This window comes from Micromonospora matsumotoense, from assembly GCF_050951065.1.
In the GTDB taxonomy this organism is placed as follows: Bacteria; Actinomycetota; Actinomycetes; order Mycobacteriales; family Micromonosporaceae; genus Micromonospora; species Micromonospora matsumotoensis.
In genome coordinates, this window is the sequence record NZ_CP192025.1 from 3,434,422 (window position 1) to 3,450,662 (window position 16,241).

Annotated in this window: 15 protein-coding genes; 10 read left to right on the plus strand and 5 right to left on the minus strand. The window is 74.9% G+C overall.

Features of this window, described 5'->3' with window-relative positions:
• Positions 1-478: 478 nt before the first annotated feature.
• The 4 genes from ACQP1S_RS15115 to ACQP1S_RS15130 all read right to left on the minus strand — a co-directional run bounded on the left by ACQP1S_RS15115 (position 479) and on the right by ACQP1S_RS15130 (position 4,855).
• Positions 479-1,195, minus strand: a complete 717-nt coding sequence (locus ACQP1S_RS15115) for a hypothetical protein (RefSeq protein WP_432907191.1) — start codon at positions 1,193-1,195, stop codon at positions 479-481.
• Positions 1,192-1,710 (minus strand): phage tail protein, encoded by a 519-nt coding sequence (locus ACQP1S_RS15120; RefSeq protein ID WP_432907193.1) that lies wholly within the window; start codon positions 1,708-1,710, stop codon positions 1,192-1,194. Before ACQP1S_RS15120 ends, ACQP1S_RS15115 begins: the two co-directional genes overlap by 4 nt.
• Positions 1,711-1,722: 12 nt before the next feature.
• A complete protein-coding gene (locus tag ACQP1S_RS15125; protein WP_432907195.1) occupies positions 1,723-3,738 on the minus strand; it encodes a phage tail sheath family protein in 2,016 nt (671 codons plus the stop codon).
• 184 nt (positions 3,739-3,922) lie between these two features.
• Complete coding sequence (locus ACQP1S_RS15130; protein ID WP_432907197.1) at positions 3,923-4,855, minus strand: family 16 glycoside hydrolase; 933 nt, start codon at positions 4,853-4,855, stop codon at positions 3,923-3,925.
• Positions 4,856-5,019: 164 nt separating this feature from the next.
• Between ACQP1S_RS15130 and ACQP1S_RS15135 the strand changes: the two genes are divergently transcribed.
• The 4 genes from ACQP1S_RS15135 to ACQP1S_RS15150 all read left to right on the plus strand — a co-directional run bounded on the left by ACQP1S_RS15135 (position 5,020) and on the right by ACQP1S_RS15150 (position 8,536).
• Positions 5,020-5,928 carry a bile acid:sodium symporter family protein gene (locus ACQP1S_RS15135; RefSeq protein ID WP_432907199.1) on the plus strand — a complete coding sequence of 303 codons (909 nt, stop codon included), beginning with the start codon at positions 5,020-5,022 and terminating at the stop codon, positions 5,926-5,928.
• A gap of 42 nt (positions 5,929-5,970) precedes the next feature.
• Positions 5,971-6,714 (plus strand): YqjF family protein, encoded by a 744-nt coding sequence (locus tag ACQP1S_RS15140; RefSeq protein ID WP_432907201.1) that lies wholly within the window; start codon positions 5,971-5,973, stop codon positions 6,712-6,714.
• Between the two features lie 141 nt (positions 6,715-6,855).
• Positions 6,856-7,518: a HEAT repeat domain-containing protein gene (locus ACQP1S_RS15145; RefSeq protein ID WP_432907203.1), complete on the plus strand. Its 663-nt coding sequence runs from the start codon at positions 6,856-6,858 to the stop codon at positions 7,516-7,518.
• Between the two features lie 4 nt (positions 7,519-7,522).
• Positions 7,523-8,536 (plus strand): HEAT repeat domain-containing protein, encoded by a 1,014-nt coding sequence (locus ACQP1S_RS15150; protein WP_432907205.1) that lies wholly within the window; start codon positions 7,523-7,525, stop codon positions 8,534-8,536.
• Between the two features lie 101 nt (positions 8,537-8,637).
• Here ACQP1S_RS15150 and ACQP1S_RS15155 read toward each other — a convergent pair whose 3' ends face one another.
• Complete coding sequence (locus tag ACQP1S_RS15155; RefSeq protein ID WP_432907206.1) at positions 8,638-8,856, minus strand: hypothetical protein; 219 nt, start codon at positions 8,854-8,856, stop codon at positions 8,638-8,640.
• A 169-nt stretch (positions 8,857-9,025) separates the two neighbouring features.
• Between ACQP1S_RS15155 and ACQP1S_RS15160 the strand changes: the two genes are divergently transcribed.
• The 6 genes from ACQP1S_RS15160 to ACQP1S_RS15185 all read left to right on the plus strand — a co-directional run bounded on the left by ACQP1S_RS15160 (position 9,026) and on the right by ACQP1S_RS15185 (position 16,236).
• Positions 9,026-10,252 (plus strand): sensor histidine kinase, encoded by a 1,227-nt coding sequence (locus ACQP1S_RS15160; protein ID WP_432907207.1) that lies wholly within the window; start codon positions 9,026-9,028, stop codon positions 10,250-10,252.
• Complete coding sequence (locus ACQP1S_RS15165) at positions 10,240-10,896, plus strand: response regulator transcription factor (protein ID WP_091239950.1); 657 nt, start codon at positions 10,240-10,242, stop codon at positions 10,894-10,896. The genes ACQP1S_RS15160 and ACQP1S_RS15165 overlap by 13 nt, the downstream gene beginning before the upstream one ends.
• A 111-nt stretch (positions 10,897-11,007) precedes the next feature.
• Entirely contained in the window at positions 11,008-11,823 is an 816-nt protein-coding gene (locus ACQP1S_RS15170) for an ABC transporter ATP-binding protein (protein WP_432907208.1), read from the plus strand.
• Positions 11,820-14,303, plus strand: a complete 2,484-nt coding sequence (locus ACQP1S_RS15175) for an FtsX-like permease family protein (RefSeq protein ID WP_432907210.1) — start codon at positions 11,820-11,822, stop codon at positions 14,301-14,303. The genes ACQP1S_RS15170 and ACQP1S_RS15175 overlap by 4 nt, the downstream gene beginning before the upstream one ends.
• A gap of 195 nt (positions 14,304-14,498) precedes the next feature.
• Positions 14,499-15,593: a winged helix DNA-binding domain-containing protein gene (locus ACQP1S_RS15180; RefSeq protein ID WP_432907212.1), complete on the plus strand. Its 1,095-nt coding sequence runs from the start codon at positions 14,499-14,501 to the stop codon at positions 15,591-15,593.
• Between the two features lie 46 nt (positions 15,594-15,639).
• The gene (locus ACQP1S_RS15185; RefSeq protein ID WP_432907214.1) at positions 15,640-16,236 is read left to right on the plus strand and encodes a GNAT family N-acetyltransferase; all 597 of its coding nucleotides are present in this window, start codon (positions 15,640-15,642) and stop codon (positions 16,234-16,236) included.
• The last annotated feature ends 5 nt before the right edge of the window (positions 16,237-16,241 follow it).

A 16,241-nucleotide genomic window follows, 5' to 3' on the forward strand; every position in this document is an offset into this window, starting at 1 on the left:
GGGTGGCTGCGGTGACCGGTCCGCGACGGCCGGGGCGACCGGCGGGCGGGGCGGCGTGGCCCGGCTCGTCGGTGCGGGCCCGGTGGCGGGTGTGGACGTGGTCGCGGTCGGGCCGGCGGCAGCCGTGGGGGCCGGCCCGGCTACGGGCAGGTCCGGTCCGGCGGCCCCGGGGGTGGCGGGGTCGGGCGGCGGCATTGGTCGGGGCCCGGCAGCGGGCTCCGGCGTCCGGAGGACCGGTGCCGGTGGCGTCCCCAGCGGGACGGGCGGCGGCGTCGCGACGTGGGCGCGGGGTGCTCGCGGCGGGTCCGTTACCGGCGGGACGACCGGGCGGCCGGCCGGCGGGGGCGCGGTCCGCTCCTGCTCGTCGGTCAGGAACCCGTCCGCCTGCGGGGTTTCCGGCTCGAAGCGGCCGTGGCCGCGCGGGCGTAGCCGGGGGCGGTGCCGACGGCCAGCGCCGCCAGCGCGGCCAGGTAGCCGGTCACGGGACCCGCTCCAGGTACGCGGCCCGCCGGTGCGGGCCCAGCGCCAGCACCTCCGCCTCCGACCAGCCGTAGGCCCGGGCGAGTCGGTGCACCTCGTCGAGCAGCCGGCGGACCCGGGCGTCGGCGGCCTGCCACGCCCAGGCCGGCACGTCCAGCAGCGCCTCGGTGGTGCCGCCACAGCTCGGGCAGGTCAACGACACCGCGACGACGCCGAGCGGGTCGCGATCGGCCATCGCGGCGGACACCGCCGGCAGCGCGGCGGACGGGTCGGCCAGCGGTGGGTCGGCGTCGAGCAGGCAGGCGTCGAACAACCACCGCTCGGCCGCCGCCGCGTCGCCGGCCCGGGCCGCCCCGGCCAGGTCGGCGGTGGTGGGCAGCCGCAGGGTGAGCAGGTGTCCCCGCCAGGTCAGGGTGAACGGCCCGGCGGTCCGGTCCGGGTCGGTGCGTTCCGGCGCGGCGGCCAGCAGGTCGGCGACGGTGAGGGTCACCTCCAGGTGCTCTGGGCAGACCCGACAGTCCACGGTGGCCGCCACCCGGCCGCCCGTCCAGCCGGCGGCGGCGGCCAGCAGCAGGGCTGTCACCTCGCCCACCGGCAGCCGGTCGGCGTCGGCCCGGCCGAGCAGCAGCAGCCCCCGGCCCGGCCCGGGCCGACCGAGCGCGCTGTCCCAGGTGTGCACCAGCTCCACCTCGGTCAGCGGCGGCCCCACGGTCACGACCCGAGCCGTGGTTCGGCCGGTTCGGGCACCGCCTCGTCGCGTTCCCAGCCCTCGTTCTCCAGCTTGATGTGCTCGATCGCCACCGCGTTGGCGTTGGCGTCCAGCTCCGGCAGCGCCTGGTATTCCGAGACCCAGCAGCGGAACAGCCGGTACGACTGGGCCACCTGGCCGGCCTCGTTGAGCAGCTCGATGGTGATGTCCCGGCGGAAGTCGGCCAGGGACATCTCCGCGCCAGGCCCGGCGTGCAGCGCCCAGATCCGGCCCGCCCACTGGGCGAACTCGGCGTCGTGGGTCAGCCCCCGCTCCAGGGTGACCGCCTCGAACTCGGTGCGCCCCGGCGACTTGTGACTGGTCGAGGCGTTGCCGCCGTCGCGGTGCTTGACCACCTCGGTGGTCCGTTTCAACGCGCTGACTTTGCTGACCCCGGCCACGTAGCGGCCGTCCCACTTCACCCGGAACTTGAAGTTCTTGTACGGGTCGAAGCGCGTCGGGTTGACCGCGAACTGCACCATGACTCACACCTCTCAGGACGGGCTCTGGCCGGCGAGCTGCTGGATCCGCACGATGACGAACTCGGCGGGTTTGAGCGGGGCGAACCCGACGACCACGTTGACCACGCCCCGGTCCCGGTCGTCGCTGGTGGTGGTCTCCGCGTCGCACCGCACCAGGTACGCCTCGCGCGGCGTACGCCCGGCGAACGCGCCCTTGCGGAACAGGTCCTGCAGGAACGACGTCAGGTTCAGTCGCAGCTGTGACCACAGCGGCTCGTCGTTGGGCTCGAAGACCGCCCACTGGGTGCCCCGGAAGACGCTCTCCTCGATATAGAGCGCGAGCCGTCGGACGGGGGTGTACTTCCACTGGCTGGCCAGCACGTCCGCCCCGGCGGTGGTGCGGGCGCCCCAGTTGACCGTGCCGGTCACCGGGAAGGTGCGCAGGCAGTTGAGCCCCAACGGGTTGAGCACCCCGTTCTCGGTGTCGGTCAGCGGATAGACCAGGCTGGTGACCCCGCGCAGCTGCGCCTCGGTGCCGGCCGGCGCCTTCCACACGCCCCGCTCGGTGTCCTGGCGGGCGTACAGGCCGGCGAGGGTGCCGCCGGGGGCGACGGTGCGGGGGCGGAAGCCGTCGGTGGGGTCGGGGATGCGCAGCCGGGGGAAGTGGGCCACCGCGTTGGGGCCCTTGACCCCGAGCTGGTTGATCCAGTCCAGGGCGCGGTCCGGGTCGTCCACGCCGGGCGGCGGGTCGACCAGCAGGACCGCCCGGCGGCGTACGCAGACGTCGTAGGCGGCCGACCAGACCGCCTCCGGGTCCAACCCGTTGTCGACGACGCCGGGGTCGCCGTGCCGGGCCCGGGTGGCGTCGGGGATGCAGAGCAGGTTGAACAGATCGGTCTTGAGCAGCGCGTAGATGCCGGAGTAGGCGGCCTCGCTGCCGATCAGCGCGGCGGTGCCGGGCAGGGCGGTGCCGTCGGAGCCGGTGACCAGGTCGCCCTGGCCGAGCCGCTTGGCGCCCACCGGGCTGAACCGGCCGACGTTGGTGGTGGCGCCGGACAGGCCGAGCAGAGCCGCGCCGTCGGCCACGTCACCGGCGGGGGAGACCCCCGCGACGGTGAAGGCGGCGTCCACGGCCGCCGGGGCGACCAACGCGTCCACGTCGCCGAGGACGCGCAGCCCACCGGCGGCGGTGGGCGTCACCCGTACCCGTAGGCCGGCCGCGCCGTCGGCGGCGCCGAGCACGGTGTTGATTTTCCGTTGCAGCAGCGCGGCCACCCCGGCGGGGGAGGACGGCAGCCGCTCGCCCTTGTCCAGCACGGTGACGGTCACCGGGGCGACCGCCGGCAGGGTCTTGGCGGGGTCGTTCGGGTCGGGTTTGGTGGGCCGGTCCGGCTGCACGGTGAGCCGGTAGTTCTTCGCGGCGTCCACGGTGGGTGTGCCGATCGCCGCGCCGGCCGTGCCGCTGGGCACCGGCCGGCCCGCCCCGGCGGCACCCGCCCGCGCCCGGACCAGCGCCGAACCCCGGTCCGGGTCGTTGAGCAGGGCCACCGCGTACGCGGCGCTGGTCGGGTCGGCGGACAGGTCGGTGAACCGTTCGGTGTCGCCGGTGGCGGTGTCGGAGACGCTCAGGTTGAACGACTTGGCGTCGGCGACCCCGTCGTGGTCGACGTCGAGGAGCAGCCCACTGCCCCACGCGCCGGTGCTCGTCGCGTCCAGCAGCAGCGCGGACTTCGCCCCGGCGCCGATCTTGTCGAGCAGGGTCACCGAGGCGGCCCGGGCATCGGCGCGGGGCACCCGCACGACCAGGGCGGCGGCCCCGCCGTTGCGGAAGAACTGCTGCACGGCCAGGCTGAGTTCGGAGTCCCGGTCGACCCCGCCGAAGCGGCGTTCGAAATCGCCGAAGGTGTCCACCCGGACGGCGCGGTTCTCCGGCCCGGTCCGGACGTACCCCACGAAGGCGGTCACCCCGGTCGCCACGCCGATCACCGGGCGGACGGAACTCGCGACTTCCTCGATGTACACGCCGGGATAGCTCGGAGTGACGGGCATGACTACCTCGTCTCGCAGTGGCGGGTCGACTGGTGTCACCCTCCGCTCACCCCGCACCCACCTCTAGCGGGCACCCGACTACGCTGCGTCCACTACCCGACACCCGGTGTCGACTGCCGTGGCCGGCCATCGGCTCCCGGAGGCGATTCGGTGCTCCGGCACCGGGCCTGTCGGTGTCCTGCGGTCACCGGTAGAGCTGGAAGTTGTCGAACTCGAAGACACCGGTGCTCGTCGCGATGACCCCGCTCTGCCCGTCGGTCAGTTCCACCGCCGGCACCGTCCTGACCCGGGTGTCGTTGAGATAGAGGTCGAGCCGGTCACCGTGGGCGACGATCCCGATCCGGTTCCAGCCGTCGGGCCGGATCCGGTCCGAGACCTCGGTGAGCTGGTAGGACAACCCACCGCCGGTCGGCCGGCGGACGGCGAACGAGTAGGTGCCGTCGGACGAGACCAGGAAGGCGTAGTACGCCCGGGGCTCGCCGGCACACCGGTAGAGCAGGCCCGCCGAGCTTGCCGGCGTGCCGCGCTCGGGAATCCGGAAGTCGACGGTGACCGGTCGGTCGGCGGCGTCGAGCGCCGTGCCGGTGGCGTCGTCCCGGACGCTGACCCAGTGGTAGCGCACGGCGTTGCGGTCCGTCCGGTTGGTGAGTCGGAACAGGCCGCTGGTGGTGTCCACCTCGGTGGTCCAGGAGTCGTCCGGGTCGGGGTCGCGGTCGGGGGCGATCCAACTCGCGTAGTAGCGGTCGGCCTCCTGCGGGTCGGCCAGCGGCGAGTTGAACGCCTCGGAGAAGGCCGACTCGGCGAAGGGCGAGGGCGGGGCCGGGTGCGGGATCAACGCCACGACTCCGCCCACCACCCCCACCACCCCGGCGAGTACGGCGACGATGGTCGGAATCGACCGGACCAGCCGTTGTCGGCGCGTCGGCCGAGCGTCGGCCGACGGCTCGTCCGCGCCGCTGCCGGGCGGACCGGGGTCGCCGTCCCCGTCGTCGGGTCGGGCGGGTCCGGCGTCCGCTGTCCGCTCCTGCACCGGAATGCGCCCCTGCTCGGCGGTGCGGTCCTGCTCGTGGTGCGCGGGGGCGCCGGCGGAGCCATCGATGTGATCAGAAGCTGACATAGAGCAATCATCTCAGTCGTGCGCATCCGTTCGTCCCGGCCGGCCGTCGGCTACTCGACACCGGTCGTCGGGGGTGGCTGAGCATGTGGCGAGATGACCGACGGGACCGGTCGATGCCAGGCTGCAACGAAGAAGGTCAATGTCATGTGGGAGGGTGGTGGGTCATGGGTTCCGGGTTGTCGCTCGCCCTCTTTCCGGTCGCCCTCGGCATCGTCATGCTGGGCATCGGTCTCAGCCTGACCGTCGAGGACTTCCGCCGGGTGGCCCGCCATCCCCGGGTGGTGCTGATCTGCCTCGGCTGCCAGATGCTGATCCTGCCGGCGATCTGCCTGGGCCTGGTGGCCGCCTTCGACCTCCGCCCGGAGTTGGCGGTGGGGATGATGCTGCTCGCCGCCTCGCCGGGCGGCAGCACGGCCGGTCTCTACAGCCACCTGTTCCGGGGCAACGTCGCGCTCAACGTGTCGCTGACCGCGATCAACTCGGTGCTCGCCCTGTTCACCCTCCCGCTGATCGTCAACCTGTCGGTGGCCGGTTTCGTCGGCGCGGACAGCACGATCGGCCTCCAGTTCGGCAAGGTGGTCCAGGTCTTCGCGCTGGTCCTGATCCCGATCGCCATCGGCATGCTGCTGCGGCGACGGTTCACCGCCTTCGCCCTCCGGATGGAACGCCCGGTCAAGATCACCTCCGTCGTGGTGCTGGCCGTGATCATCGTGGGGGCGGTGGCCGGCATCAAGGACGACGTCCTGGCCACCCTCGGTGAGATCATCGGGGTCGTGGTGCTGTTCAACCTGATCAGCCTCGCCGTCGGATACCTCGCGCCACGCCTGCTGCGGGCCGGGCACCGGGACTCGGTCGCCTCCTCCTTCGAGATCGGCCTGCACAACGCGACCCTGGCCATCACCATCGGGATGAGCCCGACCCTGCTGGACAACGCCACGATGGCCATGCCGTCGGTGGTCTACGGCAGCCTCATGTTCGGCACCGCCGCCGCCTTCGGACTCGTCGTCGCCCGTCGCTCCGCCGCCCCGTCGCCCACCGTCGCCGGGGAAACGGCCCGACAGACCCTCCGTTGACCCACCCCACCCGTCGTCGGAGTGGCGGAGCAGGATGGGTGCGTGCAGATCGAGCCGGTCGACCCCGCACCCGCCCCGACGTTCCCCCGTACGCTGCTGCGCCAGCGTTGGGCGGACCTGACCTTCCTGCACTGGGCGGTCGCCCCGGAACTCGTCGCGCCGCTGCTGCCGGCCGGCACCCGCCCGGACACCCTCGACGGAACCACCCACGTCGGACTGATCGGCTTCCGGATGGTCGGCCTCGGTTTCGGCCGGGGGCCGGCCGTCCCGTACCTGGGGACCTTCTGGGAGACCAACGTACGGCTCTACTCGGTGGACCAGGCCGGTCGGCGGGCCGTGGTGTTCCGCTCCCTCGACGCGTCCCGGCTGATCCCGGTGCTGGTCGCCCGGATCACCCTGCGGTTGCCGTACCTGTGGTCGGCGATGCGGCTGGACCACGACGGTGACCTGCGCAGCTACCGGTGTCGTCGGCGCTGGCCGGGACCGGTCGGGACGACCAGCCGGATGGTGGTCCGGGTGGGTGCGCCGATCCGCCGGCCGACCCCGCTGGAGCACTTCCTCACCGCCCGGTGGGGCCTGCACACCCGGGCGTACGGGCGCACCCGGCACCTGCCGAACTGGCATCCGCAGTGGCCGCTGCACCGGGCCGAGCTGCTGCACCTGGACGACGAGCTGGTCACCGCCGCCGGACTGCCGACGCCGACCGGACCGCCGGTCAGCGTGCTGTACTCACCAGGCGTGCCGGTCCGGTTCGGTCCACCGGCCGCCCTGCGCCGCCCCCGGTGACCCGGCGGACGCCTACCGGTTCGGGCGGATGCCGCGGGCTCCGATGACCGGGCGGACGCCTACCGGATCGGTGGACGCAGCGGGCTCCGGTTGACCCTGACACGGTGTCAGGGGCAACACTGCGCCGGGGAGGTGGTCCGGATGACCAGATCGGAAACGGACACGACACGGGCGCTGCGAGGGCTGGCGAGTGGTGACCCGTCGGTGCGGCTGCGGGCCGCGCTGGCGATCGGCACCGCCCCCGACCCGGGGTTCGTGGACCCGCTCGTCGCCCGCTGCGCGACCGAACCGGACTTCTCCGTCCGCGAGATGCTGACCTGGGCGCTCACCCGTCACCCGCCGGCGGCGACGGTGCCCCGGCTCGTCGCCGCCCTGGGGTCGACCGGCGCCCGGGCCCGCAGTCAGGCGTTGCACACGCTGTCCAAGATCGGGGACCGGCGGGCCTGGCCGGCGATCACCCGGGCCCTGCTGACCGACACCGACGACGAGGTGGCGCGCAGCGCCTGGCGGGCGGCGGTCGCCCTGGTGCCCGACGGCGCGGAATCCGGACTGGCCGAGGTGCTGGCCACCCAGCTCGGGCGGGGCGACCGTGCGACGCAGTGGAGCCTCAGCCGGGCGCTGGCCACCCTCGGCGAGGCCGGCACGCCGGTCCTACAGACCGCCGGGACGGATCCGGATCCCCGGGTACGCGCGCACGCGGTCGCCACGCAGCGGCTGTTGCGCGACCCGGACGCCGGATTCGAGTTCTCCATCGCGGAGGCGACGCGCATCGTGGCTCTCGGCGGGACCGGCGGGCAGGGGTGAAGCGGTGCTGATCGGTGACGTGTCACGACGCTGCGGCGTCAGCGCCCGGATGCTCAGGCACTACGAGTCGCTCGGCCTGCTGCGACCGACCGGTCGTACCGGCGTCGGTTACCGCGAGTACTCCAGCGCGGACCTCCGACGGATCTTCCACATCGAGAGTCTGCGCTCGCTGGGGTTGTCGCTGCGGGCGGTGGGGCGGGCGCTCGACGATCCCGCCTTCACCCCTTCGGCACTCGTCGACGACCTCATCCGGCAGACGCGGGCGCGGATCACCGCGGAGCGGGAGCTGCTCACCCGCCTCCGGCGGATCGACGCCGCCGGGCCCACCGACTGGCAGGACGTCCTCCGGGCCGTCGCGCTCCTGCGGGACCTGGGCTCACCGCGCGCGGGCCAGCGTCAACGCGCGGCGCTGGCCTCGGTCGGTGAGGTCCCGGTGCCGGTGGAGGCGCTGGTCGAGGCGGCGTTGGGCGAGTCCGACCCGAACGTCGCCGGGGCGTTGCGCTGGGCGCTGGCCCACGCGGGGGCCGACGGGCTGCCCCTGCTGGCGGAGGGGCTCGACGCACCCGCGCCCGAGGTGCGGGAACGTGCCGTCCGGGCCGTCGTCGAGATCCCGGGCCGGGACGCCACCACGCTGCTCCGCGACGCCCTGCGCCACCCGGACCCCGTGGTCGGCAGGTACGCGGCGCTGGCGCTCGGGACCCGTGGTGAACCCGACGCCGTACCGACGCTCATCGACATGATCGTCGGTGAGGTGAACGACGTCGACGCCGCCGACGCGCTGAGCGCGCTGGCGACCGATCCCGCCACGGCGGAGCGGATCGCCGCGCGCCTGATCGACCTGCTCACCCACGGCGACCTCGGGGCGGCGGCGCGTGGCCGGCTGACCCAGGCGCTCGCGGGCATCCCGGGGGACACGACGTCCCGGGCCCTGGCGGGGCTGACCGGGGATGACGACCGGGCCGTCGCGCTCACCGCGAGCTACGTGCTCACCCTCCGTACCGCCCCTACCGGCCGCTGAGCGCCGGTCGGTGGGGGCAGGTCGGTGGGGGCAGGTCGGCGGCGGCCGGCCCACCGTCGGCCCGCGCCGGAGACGGACCGGCCCCGCGCCCCGTGCGTCGGTCACCGCCCCCGGCGGTGCCGGACGATCAGCGTCCCCGCGCAGAGCACCGCCACCAGTCCGCACGCGGAGCCGATCCACGGGTCGTCCAGGGCGGTCGTCAGCACCACGTTGGCCGCCACGCTGACGAACAGGACCAACCACAGCAGCGGGCGGAGCAGGCCGACCGGCCGCTGCGGCGGGCCGGCCGGGGCGTCGGCGATACGGTACGGATCGGTCATGGCTGCCTCCTCGGGCGGACGTGCATCGACCCGTTCGACGCTAGGCGGGACGCTGCGGCGGGACGATCCCGCCAGCGCCACCACCGGCGGTACAGCAGGCGGTACTTTCCGCGCTGGACGCTGCCGGCCGGGCACCGTGGTGGCCTATGTTGGCGCGGGAGGTCTGGCGATGACACACCTGCGGGACCGGGCCCGTGCCTCGGTCGACGCCCTCGAACACCTCGTCGGTGGGCTCGGCACCGCACTGTTGGCGTTGGCCGCGCTGCTCTGGGCGGTGTGCGTCGCGACGGCCTGCCTGGTCTGGGTGGGGCTGCCGGCGGCACCCGGCGCGCTGCGGGCGGTACGCGCGGTGGCCGACCGCGAGCGCGCCCGGCTGTCCCGCTGGGGCGGGCCGATCCCCGCCCCGGGGCCGGTACCGGCCGCGCTGCGGGTGGCGGTGCGCGACCCGTTCGTCCGTCGGGAACTCGGCTGGGTCACGCTGCACTCGGTCACCGGCCTGATCAGCGGGCTGCTCGGCCTGGCCCTGCCGCTCTATGCCGTGCAGGACATCACGTTCCCGCTGTGGTACCGGCTGCTCCCGCCCGAGGCCGGCGCACCGGGGATCGTCTGGTGGCGCATCGACGGGCTGGCCGAGGCGCTCATGGTCGGGTTGCTCGGGGTGGGCTGGCTGGCCGCCACGGTCGCGGTCGGCCCGGTGCTGGCCCGCCTCCAGGCCCGGCCGGGCCGGTGGCTGCTGCCCCCGCCGCCGGGTGTCGACCTGTCGTTGCGGGTCGCCGAGCTGACCGCCACCCGGGCCGCGGCGCTGGACGCCCACGCGGTCGAACTGCGCCGCATCGAACGGTCCCTGCACGACGGCACGCAGAACCGGCTCGTCGCGGTCAACGTGCTGCTGGGGGCGGCCCGTCGGGCGGTGCGGCGGGACCCGGACCGGGCCGACGAGATCCTCGGGCAGGCGCAGGACGCGGCGGAACAGGCGCTCGGCGAACTGCGGACGGTGGTGCGCGGCATCCTGCCGCCCGTGCTGGACGACCGGGGTCTCGACGGAGCCCTGGCCGGGCTGGCCAGCGGCTGCGCGGTGCCCTGCCGGCTCACGGTCGAGGTGCCGGTACGCTGCGCCGTCTCGGTCGAGGCCACCGCCTACTTCGTGGTGGCCGAGGCGTTGACCAACGTGGTCCGGCACAGCGGCGCCGGCCGGGTCGACGTGACCGTACGCCGTGAGCAGGGTCGGCTGCTGGTGACCGTCGAGGACGACGGGCACGGCGACGCCGACGAGACCCGGGGCTCGGGGCTGACCGGCATCCGTCGGCGGGTCGGGGCGTACGACGGTCGGATGACCCTGACCAGCCCACCGGGTGGGCCGACGAGAATGGAGGTGGAGCTGCCGTGCGGATCGTGATCGCCGAGGACGACCCGCTGCTGCGGGAGGGGCTGGCCCTGCTGCTGCGGGCGGAGGACCTGGATGTGGTCGCCACGGCGGGCACCCCGGGGGAATTCCTGACCGCGGTCGACGCGCACGCGCCGGACGTGGCGATCGTGGACGTGCGGATGCCACCGACGCACACCGACGAGGGCATCGTGGCCGCGGTGGAGGCCCGTCGCCGCCAGCCCGGCCTCGCGGTGCTGGTCCTCTCGGCCTACGTGGAGCAGGCGTTCGCCACCGACCTGTTCTCGGTCGGCGCGGTCGGGCTCGGCTACCTGTTGAAGGAGCGGGTGGGCCGGGTCGAGGAGTTCCTCGCCGCGCTGCGCCGGGTCGCCGACGGTGGCAGCGTGATCGACCCGGAGGTGGTGGGGCAGTTGCTGGCCCGCCACCGTCGGCCGGACACGGCCCTGAGCGAGTTGTCGCCGCGTGAGCGCGAGGTGCTGGGGCTGATGGCCGAGGGGCTCGGCAACACCGCGATCGCCGAGCGGCTGTTCGTCACCGACGGCGCGGTGCACAAGCACATCCGCAGCATCTTCGCCAAGCTCCAGTTGCCCCCGGACGACCGGGTCGACCGCCGGGTCACCGCGGTGCTGCGCCATCTCGACGGCGGCCGGGGGTAGCGCCTGCGGTACCCCGGGCCGGTAGTCCGCGGGATGGTCCGCGGTCGCCGACCTGCATAGCGTTCCTGGTGCGCGCAGCCCACCCCCGCTGACACGGAAGAGGCCACCAGGATGCCAGTCCATCCGGCACACCCCATCGACACCGCGCGGCCCGTCGACCCGGTCGGGCCCGTCGCCCCCGCCCGCCCCGTCGGCACGGCGGTGCGCGTCGCCCGGCTCACCCGGGTCTATCCGGCCGGCCGTACCCCGGTGACGGCGCTGGCCGGGGTCGACGTCGGCTTCGACCGGGGCACCTTCACCGCGGTGATGGGCCCCTCCGGGTCCGGCAAGAGCACCCTGTTGCAGACCGCCGCCGGGCTCGACCGGCCCACCTCCGGCCGGGTCGTCATCGGCGACACCGACCTGTCGGGGCTGTCCGAGACCCGGCTGACCGAGCTACGGCGGACCCGGATCGGGTTCGTCTTCCAGGCGTTCAACCTGATCGGCGCGCTCACCGTCGAGGAGAACATCGTGCTGCCGCTGCGGCTGGCCGGGGTCCGCCCGGACCGGGCCTGGTTGCGCCGGGTGGTCGCCCGGGTCGGCCTGACCGACCGGCTGCACCACCGGCCGGCGGCGCTCTCCGGTGGCCAGCAGCAACGGGTGGCGATCGCCCGCGCACTGGCCACCCGGCCCGAGGTGATCTTCTGCGACGAGCCCACCGGCGCGCTCGACTCGCACACCGCGGCCCAGGTGCTGACGCTGCTGCGGGCGGTGGTCGACGAACACGGGTTGACCGTGGTGATGGTGACCCACGACCCGGTCGCCGCGTCGTACGCCGATCGGGTGCTGGTGCTGGCCGACGGCCGGATCGTCGCCGACCTGCCGCAACTCGGTGCGGCCCGGATCGCCGAGCACCTGGCGACGCTGGACGGGCGGGCCGTCCGATGACCGGGCTCGCCGCCCGGCTGCTGCGGCACCGCGCCGGACCGGCCGTCGCCACGCTGCTCGCCCTGGTCGCCGGGGTGATGATCCTGGTCGCGATGGGCACGCTTGTCGAGGCCGGGCTGCGGTGGCGCCCGGAGCCCCGGCTCTGGGCGGCGGCCGACCTGGTGGTCGCCCACCGCGCGGTCAGCCACCAGGTGCGGGAGTTCGACGGGGACACCACCACCAGCACCGTCGGCCTTCCCGAGGGGGGCTCGGTGGACGCGGCACTGGTGCAACGGCTCCGTCGGCTGCCCGGCGTCGCCGCGGTGACCGGCGACGACCGGGTGCCGGTCGGCGTACCCGCAGCCGTCGGGCACGGCTGGGGCACGTACGCCTTCGCCGGCCGACCGGTCACCACGGGCGGCGCGCCCCGCGCCGACGACGAGGTGGCGGCCGACGCCCGGCTCGGCGTGTCCCCCGGCGACCGGATCGACCTGGTCGTCGGCGGGGTCGGCCGGTCCTACCGGGTGAGCGCCACCGTCGACACCGGCACCGCCTCGGTGTTCTTCACCGACGCGCAGGCCGCCCGGTTGTCCGCCCAGCCGGGACGGGTCGATGCGATCGGCGTGCGGCTGACGCCCGACGCCGACCACGACGCGGTCGCCGACGCGGTCCGCCGGATCGTCTCGCCCACCGGCGCCACGACCTACGTCGGCGCGGACCGGGGGAAGGCCGAGCAGTCGGCGCACCTGGCCGCCCAGGGCCTGCTGGTCGCCGCCGGTTCGGCATTCGGCGGGTACGTCGTCCTGTTGATCGTCTCTGTGGTGGCCGGCACGATCGGACTCTCCGTGCGGCACCGCCGCCGGGACCTGGCGCTGCTGCGCGCGATCGCGGCCACCCCGGGCCAGGTGCGTCGGATGCTGCTCGCCGAGGCCGCCCTGCTCGCCCTGGTCGCCGCCGCGTTCGGCGGGCCGGCCGGTCTGCTGGCCGCCCGCTGGGTGCACGGTGAGCTGGTCGACCGGGGGTTCGTCCCGGCCGATTTCCCGATGACCGGCGGCCTGCTCGCGGTGCCGGCCGCCGCCGGCACGGCGGTGCTGGTGGCGGTGCTCGCCGCCCTGCTCGCCGGGCGTCGGGTCACCGCGATCAGGCCGGTCGAGGCGCTCGGCGAGATCGCTGTCGAACCCCGACGTCCCGGCCGGGCACGGCTGGTCGCCGGTGGCCTGACGCTGGCGGGCGCCGGCTTGTCCGGGGCGTTCACGGTCGGCAGCACCGGCGCGACCGGCGCGCTGGCCGGCGCGACCGGCATGCTCTACCTGTTCGTCGTCGCGGTGGCGCTGCTCGCGCCGTGGATCAACGGGTACGCCGCCCGGCTGCTCACCCCGGTGCTGCCCCGCCTCTGGGGAGTCAGCGGTCACCTGGCCGCGGCCAACCTGCGGGCCAACGCGCAGGGCACGGCGACGGTGCTGACCGCCCTGGTGCTGTCGGTCGGGCTCGGCGGCTCGGTCTGGTTCCTGCAGACCAACCTGGAGCGGCAGACCGTCGCCCAGAGCGGCGCGGGGACGCGCGCCGAGCGGGTGCTGACCGCGCCGGGCGGGCTGCCCGCCGACGCCGCCGGCCAGGTCCGCGAGCTGCCCGGGGTGCGGTCCGCCACCGCGGTACGCCGTACCCAGGTGGTGGTGCGGTCCATCGACGGGATCGCGCCGGTCGACGCGCAGGCGGTCGACCCGGTCGGCCTCACCGACACTCTGGACCTCGACGTGCGCGAGGGCGACCTGGCCGACCTGGCCGTGGGCACCGTCGCGCTGTCCGCGACCCAGGCGTCCGCATCCGGGTGGCAGGTCGGCGACCGGGCTGACCTCTGGCTGGGCGACGGCACCCCGGTCACCCTGCGGGTCGTCGCGATATACGGGCGGGGCCTCGGCTTCGGCGACGTCACGCTGGCCACCGGGACGGTCACCGGGCACACCGCCGAGGTCACCGCCGACGAGATCCTGGTCCGGGCCGGCCCGGACGCCGACGCCGCGCTGGCCGCCTGGTCGGCCGGGCACCCGGGCGGTCAGGTGCGCGACGCGGCCACCCGTACCCGGCTGATCGGCACCGACCTGGCCCTCGGCGCCTGGCTGAACCGGCTGCTGATCGGCGTGCTGGTGGGCTATGCGGTGCTGGCCGCGGCCACCACGATGGTGCTGGCGGCGCTGGCCCGCCGCCGCGAGCTGGCGCTGTTGCGGCTGGTCGGGGTCACCCGGCGGCAGGTCCGACGGATGGTCCACGCCGAGCAGGCCGGGCTGCTCGGCAGCGCGGTGCTGATCGGCGCGACGATCGCGGCGCTGACCCTGGGTGCGATCGTCGGCGCGCTGACCGGCAGCCCGCTCCCGTACGTGCCGCCGCTGGGCGCGGTGGCGGTGCTCGGCGGCGCGACCCTGCTGGCGCTGGCGACCACGGTGTGGCCGATCCGCCGGCTGCTCCGGGTCCCGCCGATCGACCACATCGGCCTGAAGGAGTAGCGGCGGGGAACCCCTCCGGCCGGCACCCCGGGGTGCCGGCCGGAGCCGTCGGCATGCCGTGCGGGCGCTGTCGGCATGCCGTGCGGGCGCTGTCGGCGTGCCGTGCGGGCGCTGTCGGCGTGCCGTGCGGGCGCTGTCGGCGTGCCGAACCCGACGGCGGCGGGTTCTGTCGGGGGTGCCGCCTAGGCTGGCCGGATGATCGACCGGCGGCAGGTGCTGCATTTCCGCGTGCAGGCGCAGCAGCTCGACCGGCCCGGGGGCACGCTCGCCGACACCGCGATCCTCGACATCGGGGCGCAGGACACCGGCCCCGACGGCGGCCGGTGGGCGCTGGCCGTGCGCGGGGTCGAGGTGCCGGCACCGTCCCTGGCGGACCTGGTCCTGCTCTGGACCGTGCGGGGTGCGCCGCACCTCTACCGACGCGCCGACGTGGGCGAGGTGGCGGCGGCGGTCGCGCCGTACTCCGACGCCGACGCGGGTAAACGTATCTATGACGCCGCCAAGCCGTTGAAGGCGGCCGGCATCGGCAACCTGGCCGCCCTCGACGAGGTGGCCGCGCGGCTGCGGGACGTCGTCACCACGCCGACGGTCAAGGGGGACGTCTCCGGTCGGTTGGCCGAGCTGCTGCCCCAGCCCTACCTCCGGTTCTGCCGCCCCTGCGCCGCCACCCACCTCTACGAGATGCCGTTCCGGCTGGCGGCCGTGCGGGCCGGGCTGGAGCTGCGCCCGGACACCTCGCCACCGGTCCTGCACCGCATCCCGGGATTCACCAGGGCCGCCACCTCGGGTGACCGGTTCGACCTGATCCGCGCCTACCTGCGGCTGCTCGGCCCGGCCACCCCCCAGCAGGTGGCCGACTATCTCGACGCCGCGGTCAGGGACGTGAAGGCCCGCTGGCCCGAGGACGTGACCGAGGTACGGGTCGACGGGGAGGCCCGCTCGGTGCTGGCCGCCGACGCGCCGGCACTCGTCTCCTGCGACGACACCACGGCCGTCCGCCTGCTCGGCCCGTACGACCTGTTCCTCCAGGCCAGAGACCGGGCGACCCTGGTGCCGGACGCGGCCCGCGCCAAGGAGTTGTGGCCGGTGCTGGGCCGCCCCGGCGCCATCCTGGCCGGCGGCGAGCTGGTCGGCACCTGGCGTCCCCGTAAGTCCGGCCGGACGATGAAGCTCGCCGTCCGGCCGTGGCGCACGCTGTCCGCCGCCACCCGCGACAGCATCGTCGCGCAGGCGCAACGCCTCGGCGCGCACCGGGGCGTCTCCCGCGTCGACGTCGACGTCGCCGGATGACCCCGGCGGCTTGACACCGGTCCGCCGTGGTGGGGGAGGATGAGGTGTGCGGGTACCGCTCTCCACGCCACCGACCATTCCCGCCGGGGCCCTCGCCGCCGGCCCGCAGCCGACCCTCTCCGCGCCGGGTGGCCTGGTCCTGCGCCCCTGGGAGCCAGCCGACGCCCCGGTGTTCCTGGCCGCCTACCAGGATCCGGAGATCCGGCACTGGCACAGCCGTCATCCTGCCTCCGAGAGTCAGGTCCGGGAGTGGTTCGTGGAATACCACCAGGCCTGGGCGCGGGAGGCCGGTGCCAGCTGGGCGGTGACCCGGGGCGGCGGTGAGGTGCGCGGCCGGATCGCCCTGACCAGCATGGATCTCGACGACGGCGTCGCGGGATGTGCGTACTGGGTGCTTCCCGCCGCCCGGCGGGCGGGGGTGGCGTCCCGGGCGTTGACGGCGCTGGGCGACTGGGCGCTGGACGGGGCGGGCTTCCACCGTCTGCACCTGGATCACTCGACCCGTAATGCCGCGTCCTGTCGGACCGCGCTGCGGGCCGGGTTCCTTCTGGAGGGCACCAAGCGCAGTGACGCCGTCCATCGCGACGGCCGGCACGACATGCATCTGCACGCCCGCATCCGGGGCGATCGACCAGCCCTCTGACAGTC